Annotated in this window: 12 protein-coding genes; 8 read left to right on the plus strand and 4 right to left on the minus strand. The window is 70.1% G+C overall.

Going from position 1 to position 17,074, the window contains the following annotated elements; genetic code table 11:
* Window positions 1-67: 67 nt before the first annotated feature.
* On the minus strand, window positions 68-1,591 hold the full coding sequence (locus tag ABD093_RS00855; RefSeq protein ID WP_343921952.1) for a mannitol dehydrogenase family protein: 1,524 nt from the start codon (window positions 1,589-1,591) through the stop codon (window positions 68-70).
* A 205-nt stretch (window positions 1,592-1,796) separates the two neighbouring features.
* Window positions 1,797-2,780, minus strand: coding sequence for a sugar-binding transcriptional regulator (locus ABD093_RS00860; protein WP_343921953.1), 984 nt, complete (start codon window positions 2,778-2,780; stop codon window positions 1,797-1,799).
* Window positions 2,781-3,399: 619 nt separating this feature from the next.
* Between ABD093_RS00860 and ABD093_RS00865 the strand changes: the two genes are divergently transcribed.
* The 3 genes from ABD093_RS00865 (at window position 3,400) to ABD093_RS00875 (ending at window position 6,612) form a co-directional block, all read left to right on the plus strand.
* A complete protein-coding gene (locus tag ABD093_RS00865; RefSeq protein WP_226850918.1) occupies window positions 3,400-4,617 on the plus strand; it encodes an ABC transporter substrate-binding protein in 1,218 nt (405 codons plus the stop codon).
* Between the two features lie 80 nt (window positions 4,618-4,697).
* On the plus strand, window positions 4,698-5,678 hold the full coding sequence (locus ABD093_RS00870) for a carbohydrate ABC transporter permease (RefSeq protein ID WP_193119172.1): 981 nt from the start codon (window positions 4,698-4,700) through the stop codon (window positions 5,676-5,678).
* Window positions 5,679-5,727: 49 nt separating this feature from the next.
* Window positions 5,728-6,612: a carbohydrate ABC transporter permease gene (locus ABD093_RS00875; RefSeq protein WP_343921954.1), complete on the plus strand. Its 885-nt coding sequence runs from the start codon at window positions 5,728-5,730 to the stop codon at window positions 6,610-6,612.
* A gap of 287 nt (window positions 6,613-6,899) precedes the next feature.
* On the opposite strand, the gene ABD093_RS00880 is transcribed toward ABD093_RS00875, so the two are convergent.
* Window positions 6,900-9,083: an NAD(+) synthase gene (locus ABD093_RS00880; protein ID WP_343921955.1), complete on the minus strand. Its 2,184-nt coding sequence runs from the start codon at window positions 9,081-9,083 to the stop codon at window positions 6,900-6,902.
* 423 nt (window positions 9,084-9,506) lie between these two features.
* On the opposite strand from ABD093_RS00880, the gene ABD093_RS00885 reads away from it, so the two are divergent.
* The 5 genes from ABD093_RS00885 to ABD093_RS00905 all read left to right on the plus strand — a co-directional run bounded on the left by ABD093_RS00885 (window position 9,507) and on the right by ABD093_RS00905 (window position 15,320).
* Window positions 9,507-10,370, plus strand: a complete 864-nt coding sequence (locus ABD093_RS00885) for a carbohydrate ABC transporter permease (protein ID WP_343921956.1) — start codon at window positions 9,507-9,509, stop codon at window positions 10,368-10,370.
* Between the two features lie 13 nt (window positions 10,371-10,383).
* On the plus strand, window positions 10,384-11,295 hold the full coding sequence (locus tag ABD093_RS00890) for a carbohydrate ABC transporter permease (RefSeq protein ID WP_343921957.1): 912 nt from the start codon (window positions 10,384-10,386) through the stop codon (window positions 11,293-11,295).
* Window positions 11,296-11,456: 161 nt separating this feature from the next.
* Window positions 11,457-12,806, plus strand: coding sequence for an extracellular solute-binding protein (locus ABD093_RS00895; protein ID WP_343921958.1), 1,350 nt, complete (start codon window positions 11,457-11,459; stop codon window positions 12,804-12,806).
* A gap of 295 nt (window positions 12,807-13,101) precedes the next feature.
* Window positions 13,102-14,232 carry an ABC transporter ATP-binding protein gene (locus tag ABD093_RS00900; RefSeq protein WP_343921959.1) on the plus strand — a complete coding sequence of 377 codons (1,131 nt, stop codon included), beginning with the start codon at window positions 13,102-13,104 and terminating at the stop codon, window positions 14,230-14,232.
* Window positions 14,232-15,320 carry an ABC transporter permease gene (locus tag ABD093_RS00905; RefSeq protein ID WP_193119166.1) on the plus strand — a complete coding sequence of 363 codons (1,089 nt, stop codon included), beginning with the start codon at window positions 14,232-14,234 and terminating at the stop codon, window positions 15,318-15,320. The genes ABD093_RS00900 and ABD093_RS00905 overlap by 1 nt, the downstream gene beginning before the upstream one ends.
* A gap of 25 nt (window positions 15,321-15,345) precedes the next feature.
* Here ABD093_RS00905 and ABD093_RS00910 read toward each other — a convergent pair whose 3' ends face one another.
* Window positions 15,346-17,061, minus strand: coding sequence for a hypothetical protein (locus ABD093_RS00910; protein ID WP_343921960.1), 1,716 nt, complete (start codon window positions 17,059-17,061; stop codon window positions 15,346-15,348).
* Between the last annotated feature and the right edge of the window lie 13 nt (window positions 17,062-17,074).

Here is a 17,074-nt window from a genome sequence, read left to right on the forward strand (position 1 = left end):
CGAGGTGCGTCGACGCCAGCAAGGGTGATTGTCTCGCAGTGGTGGGGCAGCCCGAGCGAGCGGCGGGTCAGCCCTTCTCGACGAGCTCCGCGAGGAGGGCTCGGGCGCCGTCGGCCCGGAGCACCTCGAGGGCGTGGAGATAGGGCGCGGTGAAGGCCTCCTGATCGACGAGGTCGCCGAAGAGCTCCTCGTCGCGGAGGAAGGCCAGCGAGTCCTCGTCGTGCTTCGCGGCGGCGGCCATGACGCGGTCGTGGAGACGATCCACCACAGGCCACTCCTCACCGTTCTCGCCGGTGCCCTCGGCGTAGCGGGCCCAGGAGGCGACGATCGCGGCGGAGGCGGTGACGTCGCGTCCGGCCTCGAGGTTCTCCTGGATCACGGGGACCAGCCAGGTGGGGATGCGGTCGGAGGACTCCGCGGCGAGGCGGGCCAGTGTGTCCTTGACGCTCTGGTTCGCGAAACGCGCCATGAGCTCGTCCTTGTAGGCGGTCAGATCCATGCCCGGCACCTCGGGCACGGTGGGGGTGCCCTCGTGGTCCATGTAGAGGGTGCGCGTGAAGGGCGCGAGATGCTCGTCCACGGCGGCCTCGTCGGCGTAGGTCTGCCCCAGGAGCAGGCCGAAGTAGGCGATGGCCTGATGGGAGCAGTTCAGCAGGCGCAGCTTCATGAGCTCGTAGGGCTCGACGTCCTCGACCATCTGCACCCCGACCTCCTCATAGGCGGGACGGCCGGCGGGGAACTCGTCCTCCAGAACCCACTGCACGAAGTCCTCGCTGACCACGGGCCAGGCGTCCTCGATGCCGTAATCCTCCGAGATCATCTCGATGTCCTCGGGCGCGGTGACCGGGGTAATGCGGTCGACCATGCAGTTGGGGAAGGCGACGTGGCTCTCGATCCAGTCGCCGACCGTGGCCTCGCCGTGCAGGCCGTTCTCGTCGCGGCGGCGGGCGTAGGCGAGGATCATGCGCTTGGCGAGGTCGCCGTTGCCGCGCACGTTGTCGCAGGACATCACCGTGAACGGCTCCGTGCCGGCCTCGCGGCGGCGGCGCAGCGCCTCCACGACGTAACCGAACATCGTGCGCGGGGTGCCGGAGCCGTCGGCGAAGTCGGTGGAGAGGTCCGCGGCGACCGCCTCGGTCTCGTACTGGAACTCGCCGGTGGAGGGGTTGTAGTTGTAGCCGCCCTCGGTGACGGTCAGCGAGACGATGCGCACCGCCGGGTCGACCATCTGGGCGAGCACGGCCTCGGGGTCGTCGGGGGCGAAGAGGTACTTGGCGATCGAGCCGATGATGCGGGGGTCGCGGGTCTCGTCGGGCGCCTTGGTGACCAGCGTGTACATGCCGTCCTGGGCGGCGAGGGCATCGCGCATGCGGGAATCGCCCGGCAGCAGGCCGACGCCGCACAGCGCCCAGTCGCGGTCACGGCCGGCGTTGAACAGCCGGTCCAGGAACATGGCCTGGTGCGCGCGGTGGAAGCCGCCCACGCCGAAGTGGACGATGCCGACCTTCCGCTCCTGGAGCGGGTACGTCGGGACGGCGACCTCGCCCTTCGCAGCGATGTCGGAGAGGGAAGCGGAGGTCAACGCGGTCATGGCTCATCCTTCGTCGGCGAGTGCTCGGAGCACTGACGATACACACTCCCGCGTCAGATGAGCAGGGGTTGGCGCTCATCTGATCGAATCGACTGAGCGCCGACGATCGGGACACAGAGAGACGACGACGCCCAGGTGAAGGCGGCGAGCGGCGAGCGGCGGGCTGCCAGCGTCGAGCGGCGAGCGGCGAGCGGAGCCCCACCCCTCACCCGAGCAGCGCGGCGACCTGGTCGGCGAGCTCGGGGGCGAGCACGATGTCGTCGACGAGACCGGAGCGAGCTGCGGCGACGACCGCTTCGGGGCGGCCGACGGCGGGGGCCGCAGCGATCACCCGGGCGCGTCGCAGCTGGTCGGCCCGCACACCGATCACACGATCCTCCATCGCGGAGCGCCACACCGCCCCCGAGCCGTCCAGGAGGATCCCGCACACCTCGGCGACGACGCCGGCGTCGTGCGCACGGCGCTGCTCGTCGGCCCCGAGCCGCGCCCAGAGCGTCGAGGCGCCGGCGGCCCAGGCACCGATGGAGACCACGGCGACGTCGAGGTCGTCGGCCGCATCGAGTGCGGTGCGCACCTCCTCCATGGCTCGCAGTGACGAAGCGACCTGGGCGGAGTCGACGATGAGCGGGGTGGGCAGGGCCCAGACCCGACCGCCGGCCCGGGCGCCGAGGGTGTGCACGAGCGCCGAGGACAGGGCGGTGGAGAAGCCGGGCGCGCTGAGCGGGCCGACGAGCTGGACGACGTCCGCCGGGGGCAGCGCGCCGAGGTGGTCCGGCAGATGCATGAGGGTGCGCGACCACGCGACTCCGAGACGGCCGCCCTCACGCAGGGCGACCGGCAGCAGGCGTGCCACCTGGCGGGCGACCGCATCCCGCATCGGCTCGCCCGGGCGGGACGCGGCAATGGTCACCGAGGAGATCCCGAGGCGCTGCGCGAGCTGCGCGTGGGTGCGTCCGGTGGCCGTCGGGTCGACGATCTCGATGCGCACGATGCCCTCGTCGCGCGCTTCGTCGAGCAGTCGGGCCACCTGGAACCGGGACAACCCATGGCGGCGGGCGAGCTCGACCTTGGACTGGCCGTCCACAAAATATCCGGTGGCGAGCTGGACCTTGAGCAGGGCCGTCGGGGGCACCTCGATCTCTGTGCCGACCTGCGGCTCCCCGTCCGACATCGTGCCGTGGTGCGCCATGGGAACCCTCCTCCAAGATCTCACGTCGTGAACATCTGCTCGCGGACTGTTGCTCACCTGAGCGTATATGACTACGCTCACTCTCAGTTGAGCAATATTCAGCGATCATATGAGTGCACGGCACTGCTGCCGAGGCACACCATCCCAGCGGGCCGCTGTCGACCCCTCCTGAGACAGCCCCCGGACACCCGGGACAGCTCAGGACCAGCCCTGAGCAGTTCAGGGTCACGCAGGACCCGCCGGACCCACCGTTCTACAGCGGCCACGACGCGAGCCCCTCCCCATCTCAGGGCCCGTCCAGCCTCAGCCGTTCAGAGGAGAACAGCGCATGGGACACCTCCGACCACGACCGCCCCGCGCGGCACGACAGGCCCGACTCGGAAGCCCGCCTCGGCCCCCGGGCTCCGCCACGACCGCGCCCACACCCGTAACCGCACCCGTACCTGCATTTGCACCTGCACCTGCACCTGCACCTGCACCTGCAGCGATACGCCCCAGCCGTCGCACTGTCCTGGGCGCCGGCCTCACCGCCGGGCTCGGTGCCACAGCCCTGGCCGGCTGCGGCTCCGGTGGCGGCGGCAAGGAGTCGATCGTCGTCGCGATCGTCTCGAACCCGCAGATGCAGGACGCCATCAGCCTCATCGACGACTTCACACAGAAGCACCCCGACATCGACGTGCAGTTCGTGTCCCTGCCCGAGAACGAGGCGCGCGCGAAGATCACCGCGTCGGTCGCCTCCGGCGGCGGCGAGTTCGACGTCGTGATGATCTCCAACTACGAGACCCCGCTGTGGGCGCCCAACGGCTGGCTCACCGACCTCGAGCCCTACATCGCGAAAACCGATGGCTACGCGCCGGACGACTTCGTGCCCACCATCAAGGACGCTCTCACCGTGGACGGCTCCATGTACTCGGTGCCCTTCTACGGCGAGAGCGCGTTCCTCGTGTACCGCCAGGACCTGTTCGATGAGGCGGGTCTGACGATGCCGGAGCACCCCAGCTGGGACGACGTGCGCGACTTCGCCTCGACCCTGCACGACCCCGACGCCGGCATGAGCGGCATCGCGCTGCGCGGTCTGGCCGGCTGGGGCGAGAACCTCGCGCCGATGAGCACGGTCATCAACACCTTCGGCGGCTGCTGGTTCGACATGGACTGGGCCCCGCAGCTGAGCTCACCCGAGGTGCACGACGCTGTCTCGATGTACGTGGACACGTTGCGCTCCTACGGGCAGCCCGGCGCCGCCACCTCCGGCTTCGGCGAGTGCCTCACCCGGTTCAGCCAGGGCAACGCCGCCATGTGGTTCGACGCCTCCTCCATGGTCTCCGGCGTGGAGAACCCCGATTCCTCCACCGTGGTCGGCAAGACCGGCTACGCCCTGGGGCCGACGCTCGAGACGCCCTACGCCGGCTGGCTGTACTCGTGGGCTCTCGCGATCCCCGAGACCAGTCAGAAGAAGGACGCGGCCTGGGAGTTCATCGCCTGGATGACCCATCCCGACTACTTCCAGCTCGTGGGCAACGAGGTGGGCTGGGAGGCGCTCCCGCCCGGCTCCCGCCTGTCCACCTACGAGATCCCCGAGTACGCGGAGCTCTCGAAGAACTACGCGAAGCCCACGCTCGACTCGATGGAGAACTCGACGCAGGAGAACTCGATGACCGTGGAGGTCCCGTACGACGGGCTCCAGAACGTGGTCATCCCCGAGTTCCAGGACCTCGGCACGCGCGTGGGCCAGCAGTTCTCCGCCGCGATCGCCGGGCAGAAGAGCGTCGACGAGGCGCTGAAGCAGTCCCAAGGGTTCGCCGAATCGGTCGCCCGCACCTACGGCTGGGAGGGCTGAACGATGACGACCTCGCGACGACGAACCGAGAGCACCAAGAGCACCAAGAGCACCAGAACAGAGCGGGAGGAGAGGGACCGATGAGCACAGCCACTGACACCCCCGTCGGCCGCGGACCGGACGCACCGCGCACCTCGTCGGCCCAGAAGCCGCGCGACCGTGCCCCGCACGACGGCGAGTACTCGAAGGCCGAGGCCTGGCGGCGTCGGCTCCCGCTGATGCCCGCCTTCCTGTTCGTGGTCATCTGCACCCAGATCCCGTTCCTGCTGACGATCTGGTACTCGCTGCGCTCACGCAACCTGCTGCGCCCCGAGGGCGAGAAGTTCGTGGGACTGCGCAACTACCTCGACATCTTCGTCGACTCCACGTTCCGCACCGCGGCACTGAACTCGATCCTGTTCACGCTGGGCTGCGTGGTCGTCTCGCTCCTGCTGGGGCTGGGCCTGGCGCTGCTGCTGGATCGGAAGTTCTTCGGGCGCGGCTTCATCCGCACCCTGCTGATCACGCCGTTCCTCATCATGCCGGTGGCCGGGGCGATGCTGTGGTCGATCTCGATGTTCGATCCGACGTACGGGCTGGTCAACTGGCTGATCGGGACCGTCGGGATCTCTCCGGTGGACTGGACGAGTCAGTTCCCGATGGTCTCGATCATCATCGCGCTGGTGTGGCAGTGGACGCCGTTCATGATGCTGCTGCTCCTGGCGGGCCTGCAGTCCCAGACCGGCGACGTGCTCGAGGCCGCCTCGATGGACGGCGCCGGCCCGGGCAAGACCTTCGTGCACATCACCCTGCCCCACCTGCGGTTCTACCTCGAGCTGTCGGTGCTCCTGGGCGCGATCTACGTCGTGAACACCTTCGACCAGATCTACCTCATGACCGCGGGCGGCCCGGGCACCGCGAGCGCCAACCTGCCGTTCTACATCTACCAGCGCGCGTTCCTCGGCTTCGACATCGGGCAGTCCGCCGCGATGGGCGTGGTCACCGTGATCGCCACGATCGTGATCGCGACCTTCGCGCTGCGCCTGATCTTCACCAGCATCAACTCCAAGGAGCAGTCATGAGCATCCTTCGTCGACGACCCGTGAGGACAGACCGGAAGGGGACGGAGTCATGAGCACCGCCACCGCTGATGCCCCGCACCGGACGCGCTCCGCTGCACCGATCCGCCCGCGCCGAGCCCAGGGCAGGACCGGCGGAATCCTGCTGACCATCCTGGCCTGGGCGGCCGGCCTGATCTTCTTCGCCCCGGTGGCGTGGATGGTGCTGACCAGCTTCAAGCAGGAGAGCCAGGCGGCCTCGAACCCGCCCACCTTCTTCTTCACGCCCACGCTGGACCAGTACGCCTCGATCATCGGCTCCTCCGGGGCGGGTTCGTACCTGCTGAACTCGATGATCGCGACCGTCGGCTCGACGCTGCTCGTGCTGGTGCTCGCGGTGCCCGCCGCCTACGCGGTGAGCATCCGGCCGGTGAAGCGCACGCAGGACTTCCTGTTCTTCTTCATCTCCACGAAGATGCTGCCGGTGGTCGCGGTGATCATGCCGATCTACGTGATCGCGGGCCAGATCCGGATGCTCGACAACATCCTCACCCTCATCGTGCTGTACACGGCGATGAACCTCCCGATCGCGGTGTGGATGATGCGCTCGTTCTTCCTCGAGGTGCCCGGCGAGGTGCTCGAGGCGGCGTCGATCGACGGGGCCTCGCTGCTGCGCACCATGCGCACGGTGCTGCTGCCGATGGTCGCGCCGGGCGTCGCCGCCACCGCGCTGATCTGCGTGATCTTCGCCTGGAACGAGTTCTTCTTCGCTCTGAACCTCACCGCCGCGAACGCCGCGACGGTGCCGATCTTCCTCATGTCGACCATGACCTCGGAGGGCCTGTTCCTCGCACGGCTCGCCGCCGCCTCGGTGCTGGCCTCGCTGCCCGTGGTCCTGGCTGGCTGGATCGCCCAGAAGCAGCTCGTGCGCGGCCTGTCCATGGGCGCGGTGAAGTAGGCGGCGAGCGGGCGGCGCACCCTGTCGTCAGCGGCAGAACTCAGCGCCAGAACTCAGCGCCAGCGGGGCAAAGTTGGGGGAATGGCCAGTCGATTCCCCCAACTTTGCCCCGCTGACGTCGCTTAGGTCGCTGACGTCGATGGGGTTGCTGACGTCGATGGGTCGCTGACGTCGATGGGTCGCTGACGTCGATGGGTCGCTGACGTCGATGGGGTTGCTGACGTCGATGGGTCGCTGACGTCGATGGGGTTGCTGACGTCGATGGGTTGCTGACGTCGCTGGGCGCGTCAGTCTCCGGGCACCTCGTTCTCGAGCTCGGCCATCCAGGCCTTGCTCGTGGCGTCCGAGGGCATCCGCCAGTCCCCGCGCGGAGACAGCGAGCCGCCGGCCAGCACCTTCGGGGCGTTCGGCATGGCCGAGCGCTTGAACTGGTTGGAGAAGAAGCGACGGGTGAACACGGTCAGCCAGTGCTTGATCTCGCCGCGGGTGTAGGAGCGCTTGTCGCCCTCGGTGTATCCGGCGGGCCACTCGCCCGCGTCGAGATCACCCCAGGCCTGGTGGGCGAGGTAGGCGATCTTCGCGGGGCCGTAGCCGCGGCGCAGCTGGTGGTAGAGCGTGAAGTCGTGCAGCGCGTAGGGGCCGATCGAGTCCTCGGTGGACTGCGCCTTCTCCCCCGGCTTGGTGGGGATCAGCTCCGGGGAGATCTCGGTGTCGAGCACGGCCTGCAGCAGGTCTCCTGTCGCGTCGTCGAACAGGCCCTCGGCGACGACCCAGCGGATCAGGTGCTGGATCAGCGTCTTGGGCACGCCCGCGTTCACGCCGTAGTGGGACATCTGGTCGCCCACGCCGTAGGTGCACCAGCCCAGCGCCAGCTCGGAGAGGTCGCCGGTGCCCACCACGATGCCGCCGTGATGGTTCGCGAGGCGGAACAGGTAGTCGTAGCGCATGCCGGCCTGCACGTTCTCGAAGGTCACGTCGTAGACCTCCTCGCCGCTGCCGGCGGGGTGCCCCATGTCCTTCAGCATCTGGGTGGAGGCAGGACGGATGTCGATCGTCTCGAAGCTCGCCCCGATCGCCCGCGAGAGCAGCTCGGCGTTGGAGCGGGTGTGCTCCGTGGTCGCGAAGCCTGGCATCGTGTAGGCGAGGATCTCTGAGCGGTCGCGACCCAGCTGATCCATCGCCCGTGCGCACACCAGCAGCGCATGCGTGGAGTCCAGACCGCCGGAGACGCCGAGCACGGGGCGCGTGCCGCCGGGCTTGTCGCCGCCGATCGCGCTCAGCCGACGCACCAGCCCAGCGACCTGGATGGAGAACGCCTCGTAGCTGTCCTGTGCCAGGCGCGCGGGGTCGTCGGGCACGAAGGGGAAACGGTGCAGCGGCCGGCGCAGCGTCCCCGTCGTCGGATGCGGACGCGCGGCCACGTCGTCGGCGTCGTCGAAGTCCTCTTCATCGATGTCCTCGAAGTCCTCGGCGAACGGCCCGAACAGCCGGGCCTCGTGCCAGGTCGAGAACTTCTCGAGCGACTCGGCGTGGGTGCGACGGTTGTCGTCGACCGTGTTCTGGCGGCGGCGCTCCGCGACGATCCGATCCAGGTCCACGTCCACGATCGTGGCGCGCGGCCCCTGCGGGAAGCGCTCGGACTCCCCCAGCAGGTCGCCGCACTCGTACACGAAGGTCTGCCCGTCCCAGGCGAGGTCCGTGGTGGACTCCCCCTCGCCGGCGGCGGCGTAGATGTACGCCGCCTGGCAGCGGGCCGACGCGGAGCGCGCGAGCAGCTTGCGATCCTCCGCGCGGCCGACGGTGATCGGCGAGCCCGACAGGTTCGCGATCACGGTCGCGCCGGCGAGCGCGGCTTCGGCCGACGGCGGCACCGGCACCCACATGTCCTCGCAGATCTCGACGAACAGGCGCAGGCCCGGCACGTCGTCGACAGTGATGATCGAGTGCGGGGTGAGCTCGTGGTCCTCGCCGGCGATCCGCACGAACACCCCGTCGGCGTCATCTCCGGGGGCGAACCAGCGGCGCTCGTAGAACTCGCGATAGGTGGGGAGGTTCTGCTTCGGGGCGATGCCGAGGATCTCGCCGTGGTGGATGATCACGGCGCAGTTGAAGATGCGGGAGCGGTCGCGGGCGCGCAGCGGGGCGCCGACCACGATGATCGGCAGCAGCTCGCGGCTCGCCTCGACCAGCGTGGCGACGGCCTGCTCGGCGGCGTCCAGCAGCGGCTCCTGCATCACCAGGTCGTCCAGCGAGTACCCCGTCAGCGACAGCTCCGGGAACACGGCGAGGCCCACCTGCTGGTCGTGCAGGTCGCGCAGCTGTTCGAGGTGGCGCTCGGCGTTGGTGGCGGGGTCGGCGAGCGCGACCGGGAGGGTCACCGCGGCCACGCGCACGAAGCCGTGGTCGTAGATGCTGGCGTGGGGGTCGGTGACCGGCGCGTCGGCGCCTGCGGATTCCGTCGCTGAGCTCATGGGACGAGCGTAATCGAGCAGCGGGCCCCGGGACGGCGATCACCACCGGGCGGCGCGGACGGTCGCAGGCGGGGCGGGCGCCGCAGGCGGGGCTGGCGTCGCGGGTGGACGGCCCAGGGGGGCGGGAGTCGCGGGCGGACGGGCCGACGACACGGACGGGCCGATGGTGAGGTGAGTTGGCGATATAGCCACCTCGTGCTCCTCCCGGCCCGTGCGCGTCGGGCCGGGGTCCCCGTCATCCCCTGCCCCGCCCGCCGTCCTGTGCCCCACCTGCCGGCCGTGCCGCGCCCGCCGCCCGTCGTCCGTGCCGCGACCCCGCTCGTGCCGCACCCGCTGCCCTGTGCCCCACCTGCCGTCCGGCCCTCACCTGCTATACCGTGACCTGGTGAATCTTCGCCAGTCCGCACCTCGAGGGGAGAGCCGATGAACGCCCGTCGGCCCCTGCTGGGATGGCTGCTGATCGCGCCCAGCCTGATCGGCGTGACCGCCTTCCTGATCCTGCCGGTGCTGCTCGCCTTCGTGGTCTCGCTGTTCCGCTGGGACCTGCTGGGCACGCGCGACTTCATCGGCCTGGACAACTACGCCTCCCTGCTGGCGGACGGGGCGCTGCTGAACTCCCTGATCGTCACCGCCCTGTTCACGCTGATCTCGGTGCCGGTCTCCCTCGCTCTCGGCCTCGCACTCGCCTCGCAGCTGGTGCGGGCGCTGCCGGGCTCGGCGATCGTGCGGGTGATCGTGGTGATCCCGTGGGTGTGCGCGCCGCTCGCCCTCGGCGTGGTGTGGAAGTGGATCTTCCAGCCGTCTGTCGGGGCGCTGAACCAGATCCTCGGGGTGCGCATCGAATGGCTGACCGACCCGAGCCTGGCGCTGCCCGCGGTGGCGTTCGTGGCGATCTGGCAGAACGTCGGCTACATCTCGCTGTTCTTCCAGGCGGGTCTGTCCCGGATCCCCGGCTCGATCTACGAGGCGGCGCGGATCGACGGCGCGGGCCCCTGGCGGACCATGCGGTACATGACGATCCCGCTGCTGCGGCCGACGACGTTCTTCCTCGCCGTCACGCAGGTGGTGGCGAGCTTCCAGGTGTTCGACATGGTCTTCGCGCTCACCGGCGGCGGGCCCCAGCACCGCACCGAGGTCATCGCCTCGCTGGTCTACCACGAGGCGTTCACCTCCTCGAGCCTGGGCCGCGCGAGCGCCGTCGCGGTGATCCTGTTCGTGCTGCTGGTGGTCATCACGCTGATCCAGCAGCGCTACTTCGCCCGCCGCATCACCTACGACATGAGCTGAGAGGAGGACGACGATGACCACTCCCGACACCCCTACCGAATCCGCCACCCCCGCACGGCCCCATCGGCCCCGTCGGCCCCGCAGCACCGGCTCGATGCAGGCACGCACGCTCGCGGGCTACGCCGGCACCTACGTGGTGCTCGCCGTGGCCGCCGTGCTCACCCTGGGGCCGTTCCTGTTCTCCGTGATGACGGCGTTCACCTCGAGCACGCAGTTCGCCCAGGAAGGGCCGCTCGCGATCCCCGCGCCGCCGGTGATCGACAACATCATCGAGCTGTTCACCTCGGCGGACGGCTTCGTGACCCCGGTGGCGGTGACCGTGCAGATGGTCGCCGTGATCCTGGTGGGGCAGATGGTGTTCTCGGTGCTCGCCGCCTATGCCTTCGCCCAGCTCCGCTTCCCTGGCCGTGACCTGCTGTTCTGGGTGTACATCGCGACGCTGATGGTGCCGCAGGTGGTCGTGGTGGTGCCGCTGTACCTGATGATGAGCGAGATGGGCCTGCGCAACACCTTCTGGGCGCTGATCCTCCCGTTCGTGCTCGGTTCGCCGTACGCGATCTTCCTGCTGCGGGAGAACTTCCGCGGCGTGCCCAGCGAGCTGATGGACGCGATGCGCATCAACGGCGCCGGCACCCTGCGCCTGCTGTGGCACCTGGTGGTGCCGCTGAACCGGCCGATCATCGTGACCCTCGTGCTGATCACCGTGGTCACGCACTGGAACAACTTCATGTGGCCGATGGTGATCACGTCGGGCCCGGAATGGCGGGTGATCACCGTGGCGACCTCCGCGCTGCAATCGCAGTACAACAACAACTGGACCCTGGTGATGGCCGGCACCACCCTCGCGATGCTGCCGCTCGTGATCCTCATGATCGTGTTCCAGAAGCAGATCACCAGCTCCGTGGGCGACACGACGATGCGCTGATCTGCCGCCGCGGACCTGCCGCTGACCGTGCGGGGCGGGCCCGCCGGGGCCGCACTCGCACCGCGTCTCGATTCGACGACATCCCCACCGGTCCCCGTACCGGAGCGGCACAATGGAGCCATCACCTGCACCGCGTCCGCGGTCCTCGGAAGGACACCCCCATGCTGAAGCGTCGTACCCTGCTCTCCTCCTTCGCCGCCGCCGGCCTGCTCGGCACCGCCGCCGCCTGCTCCCCCTCGAGCGATGACGGTGGCGACGGCGGTTCCGGGGGCTCGGACGGCGGGGGCGGCAAGGGCTCTCTGACCTTCCGCCTCTGGGACGAGAACGCCGTGCCCGCGTACGAGGAGTCGTTCAAGGCCTTCACCGCGGACAGCGGCTGGAACGTGACGATCGACCTCGTGCCCTGGGCCGACTACTGGACCCGTCTGCCGCTGGACGTGGCCAGCGGCGATGCGGCCGACGTGTACTGGATGAACTCCGCGAACTACGTCCTGTACAAGGACTCCGAGGACCTCCTGGACATCAACGAGGTCGTGCCCGACGGCGCCGCGCAGTGGGAGAAGAGCGTGGTGGACCTCTACACCCGCGACGGCGGCCTCTGGGGCGTGCCGCAGATCTGGGACTCCATCGCCGTGTTCTACAACAAGGCCCTGGTCGAGGAGGCCGGCGTGGACCCGTCGGCCCTGGCTTTCGACCCGACCGCCGAGACGGACGAGCTGCGCGACGCCGGGAAGGCTCTCACGCTCGACAAGGCCGGCAAGCACCCCGGCGAGGACGGCTTCGACGCCGACGCCCGCGAGCAGTTCGGCTTCAACTCGCAGGCCGACCGGCAGGCGATCATCGGCCCGATGCTGGCCTCCAACGGCGCGCAGTGGCAGGACGAGAACACGTACACCTTCGCCTCCCCCGAGGGCATCGAGGCGTTCCAGTACATGGCCGACCTGGTCAACGTCGCGGAGATCGCCCCGAGCGCGGCGGACACCAACGAGAACGGCGACTTCACGAAGGACCTGTTCATCCAGGGCAAGCTCGGCCTGTTCCAGTCCGGTCCGTACAACCTCTCGGCGATCGCCGAGGGCGTGGCCGACTCCTTCGAGTGGGCGCTCGCGGCCCCGGTCGCCGGTCCCGAGGGCGCGAAGTCGCTCGTGCACGGCGTGGTCGCCGTGGGCAACGCGAAGGCCGACGACGAGCAGCAGGAGGGCATCACCGCCCTGCTGACCTGGCTGGGCAGCCTCGACGGTCAGCTGCCGCTGGCCGAGAAGGGCGTCTCCTTCCCCGCGCACGTCGACGCGCAGGATGCCTTCCTCTCCTTCTGGGAGGAGAAGGGCATCGACGTCAGCGTGTTCGTCGACGCGGCGAAGAATGCCGCGGAGGCGGACATCGGTGCCCGCGCCAACGCCGGGCTCACCGCCGCGATCCCGATCTTCCAGGAGGTCTTCATCGGCCGCCTCACCGCCGAGGAGGGCATCCCGCAGGCGCAGGACGAGGGCAACAAGGCGATGTCCGAGTGAGCAGTCCCAACTGACACCACGCCTCGGGGTGGGGCTCGCCGGCAGCGGTGGGCCCCACCCCGTTGCTCTGCCGGGTGCCGGGGCGCGCTGCCCGGCGCTCGGTTGCTCCGCCCGGCGGCTGGTCGCTCGGGCCGACGCCTCGTCACCGCCCCCTTCACGATGTCCCCACGATTCGTGTCCGGAACGTGCCCCTTGAAACGTTCTCCGTGCAGGTCACCCCGTGGCACGCTGTGGTCATGACGCAGAATGCGTCCCCGGCCGGGGGAACCGCCGGGTTCCATAGGGGGAAGCGCAGATGGACAGATACGACTACGACTCGACGCAGCCGTCGCCGTCCGGCTCGGGGGAGCCGAACAGCAGGCCGGGTCCCGACAGTGCCTTCACGGCCCCGGGTCCGGGCGCCCAGCACCACCCGGGCGCCCAGCACCAGCCAGGCGGCCAGAGCCACCCGGGCGGCCTGGTCCACCCCTCTCAGCAGGGCGCCGGCATCGTCTGCGAGCACGTCAGCCGCTCCTTCGGATCGGTGCACGCCGTACGGGACCTGTCCTTCGTGGCGCCCCGCGGCAAGGTGACTGCGCTCGTGGGCCCCAACGGCTCGGGCAAGTCCACCCTGATGCTGATGCTCGCCTCGCTGCTCGCCCCGGACCAGGGACGCGTGCTGCTGCACGGCATCGATCCGTCCCAGGACTCGCCGGCGGTGCGCGCGATGGTGGGCTGGATGCCCGATCAGTTCGGAGCCTGGGACTCGCTGCGCGTGGCCGAGGTGCTCGAGGTGATGGGACGGGCGTACTTCCTGCCCACCGCCCAGGTGCGCACCCGGGTGCAGGAGCTGCTGCAGCTCATGGACCTGGTTCCGCTGGCCCAGCAGCCTGCCCATGTGCTCTCCCGCGGCCAGAAGCAGCGCCTGGGCCTCGCCCGGGCCCTCGTGCACGGTCCGCAGATCCTGATCCTCGACGAACCGGCTTCCGGCCTCGACCCGGCCTCCCGCCGGCGACTGCTGAAGGTGGTGCGGGAGGTCGCCGAGAACGGCTCCACCGTGCTCGTCTCCAGCCACATCCTCACCGAGCTCGAGGAGATGGCTGATCACGTCGTCTTCCTCGACGGCGGTCATGTCGTCGACTCCAGCAGCGTGCGCGACCTCGCCGCGAGGCCCAGGCCCTGGCGGGTCGAGTCGCTCGATGCGAGCTCCCTGTCGCGGGCCCTGGGTGAGCTCAGGGTGCATCACCACGGGGTCGTGGATCCCGCGCACACCACCAGCGGCCACGCCGAGACGGTGGTCGATCTGCCCGATGAGGCCACCGCCGCCCGGCTCCTGGCCGACCTCACCGCGAAGGGCGCCGCCGTGGTCTCCTTCGGCCCGGCCACCGGCCGCCTCGAGGCGGCCTACCTGGCGACCGACGCCGCGAACCGTGAAGGAGCGCTCTGATGAGGAACGGGACCTTCTCCCTCCGGCCGCGCGGACTGTGGCTGGTCACCGCCCTCGAGCTGCGGCAGCGGATCCGTTCCGTGCGCTGGTACGTCGCGCTCGGCGTGTGGACCGTGGTGCTGCTGGGGCTGGGCCTGCTCGCCCTGGCCCCGGCCCTGTACACCTCCCAATGGGTCACGGTCGCACCGGTCGCGCGGGTGATGTTCAGCCTGCAGATGGTCCTCGTGCTGATCGCGATGCTGCTGGTCACGCCGGCGTTGTCCGCTGGCTCGATCAACGGGGACCGCACCGCCGGCACCCTCGCCACCTTGCAGGCGAGCCTGCTCAGCCCGATCGAGATCGTGCTGGGCAAGCTGCTGGCGGGGATCCTCACCGGACTGGCCTTCATGGTCCTGGCGATGCCGTCGGCTCTGCCTCTCGCCCTGCTCGGGCACGTCAGCGTGCTCTACCTGCTGCGGGTCGTGGTGATGATCTGCTTCCTGACGTTCTGTGTGACCGCGCTCGGCCTGGGCCTGTCCGCGATCACCCAGCGCCAGCTCGGCTCGGTGGTGCTCGCCTACGTGCTGGTGTTCGGCGTGACCATCGTGGGTCCGATCCTGTGGGGCATCTCCGCCACGTTCCTCACCACCGAGCGCGAGGTCACGACCTACCACACCGAGTTCGACTACGAGACCTCGACCGACACCGGGATCTGCGTCGCCGAGACCAGGACCCGGTCCGTGTGGCGGATGGACCTCGCCCAGCCCGTGATGTGGCCCAACCCGCTGATCATGCTGGCCGAGACGGCGCCCACGATCGACGTGGACCAGGACTGGGACCAGTTCGACGACGGCCGCACGCCGGACGCGCTGACCATCATCAAGTTCGGCATGCGGGAGGTCTCGAGCCCTCCGCACCCGTCGGACTACAACAACTGCGATCCGGAGGACGAGAACTATCCGGAGGACCTCGGGACGCCGACGAGCATCCCGATGTGGCCGATGGGCATGGCGGCCTGGGGAATCGTCGCGCTCATCTCCCTGGCGGTGTCGGTGCTGCGCCTGGCGGTGCCGATCAAGCGCCTGGGCGCCGGGACGCGGATCGCCTGATCTGCGGGGACGACGGGCGACGGGCTCAGCGCTCGCGCAGGCCGGTCATCGAGTCCGGGATCCCATGGCGACCGTCCTGCCCGTCGGCCCCGTGCGGCCCGTCGCCGGATCCGTCCCCGCGGGTGAAGGGCGAGCCCTCGCCGCCGAAGTCCGGCAGGGTCCCGGCGGCGAGGTCCGCCTGCCGCACGGCGGTGTCCTTCGCCCCCGGGGCGCTGTCGTCGACCCAGAGCCGCTCCCCGGAGGCGTCGAGGTCGAAGATCGCCAGGGCGTGGTCGCCGCCCTGCGCCTGCAGGCGACGGCGCTGCTCGGCCCGCACCGCCGGGTCCTCGGCCCGCTGGGCACGGGTACCGATGTCGGGGGCGACCAGCGAGTGCGGGGTCTCGCGACGCATGTAGTCCCCGGCCGGTCCGTAGAGCACATCGCGCAGGCCCCGGCGCATCGCGGCCGACGCCCCGGCGCCCAGCAGCGGGATCAGCGTCAGGCCGCCCACCACGATCCACACCCAGGCCAGCGCGGTGGCGGCCCCGAGCAGTGCGAGCACCACGGCGAACAGGACCAGTCCCAGCAGCGTCAGCGCGGCGCTGAACCAGCCGGTCAGCGCCACCACCAGCGCCTCCCAGGGATTCACCCGCTTTCGGTGCTCCCACGACGAATAGGTGCGCTGATCGATCACGGCGCTCCGCTGCCCCGCGGCGGCGAGCACGGCGAGACCGGGCGCGAACGCCACTGCGAGGGCCACGAGGGCGAGCACCGGAACGCCCACGGCGACCATCTGCCAGCGCAGCGCGGAGCGCACCTGGACCAGATCGCTCTGCAGGAGACCGTTGAAGGTGATGACCACGTCGGCGATCCCGAAGATGATCACGCCGAGGCCCGCGGCGGCAGGGGCCACCCAGGTCAGGGAGGCGCGGGTGATGAGGGCCAGCGAGGTCAGGGCGCCGCGCGGGGTCAGGGCGCGCCGGGCGGCGGCGGTGCCGGGGTTCGGGGGCAGGTGCCGACGGTCCTGTCCGAGCACCTGCGCGGCGGCGGCTCGCCGGGTCACGGGGTCACGGTCCAGGCGCCCGGTGGTCTCCAGGGCTGCGGCCGGTTCGATGCCCAGCACCGTCGGGGCGCTCACCGTGCGGCGCACCAGGATCCAGGCCAGCAGGAGTGCGCCGACGGCCAGGGTCCAGGCCATCAGCTGACCCGCGCCCAGTCCGCTCCAGGGCTGCGGGAGCCCGACGGCGACGCTGAGCGGCAGCGCCGCCACGGCGAGGACGCTCGGGCCCAGGAGGAAGGCGGTGATCCGCGTGGCGACGTCTGCTTGAAATCCGCGTTCGCTGAGGTGACGCCGGGGATCCATGCCCGCGATCGCGCTCGGCGCCAGTGCGGTGACGGCCAGGCTCACCACGGTGGCGAACAGCGGGAGCAGGAAGAACGCCGCCCAGAGGCCACCGCCGGTCAAGCCGAGCTGGGCGGTGGTGGCCCGCAGCATCGCCGGCTCCCCGAGGGAGACCAGGAGGGTGAGGAACCAGAACGTCGGCGACGCGCCGACGACATACAGGACCAGCAGCACGTACCAGAGGCCCAGGAGGAGCAGTCCCGGGGCCCAGGAGATCCGCAGCAGGCGGCGACGCAGCGCGGACTTCGAGTCGGCGATGATCTCTGCCGGGGGCACCAGGTGGGTCGCCTCGCGGGGCAGCTCGCGGGGAGCCGGCAGGTCGGTCAGCGGCGGCAGGGCCTGCGAGTACGGGGAAGTCATCGGGGCTCCAGCT

It is taken from the genome of Brachybacterium tyrofermentans, from assembly GCF_039526165.1.
In the GTDB taxonomy this organism is placed as follows: domain Bacteria; phylum Actinomycetota; class Actinomycetes; order Actinomycetales; family Dermabacteraceae; genus Brachybacterium; species Brachybacterium tyrofermentans.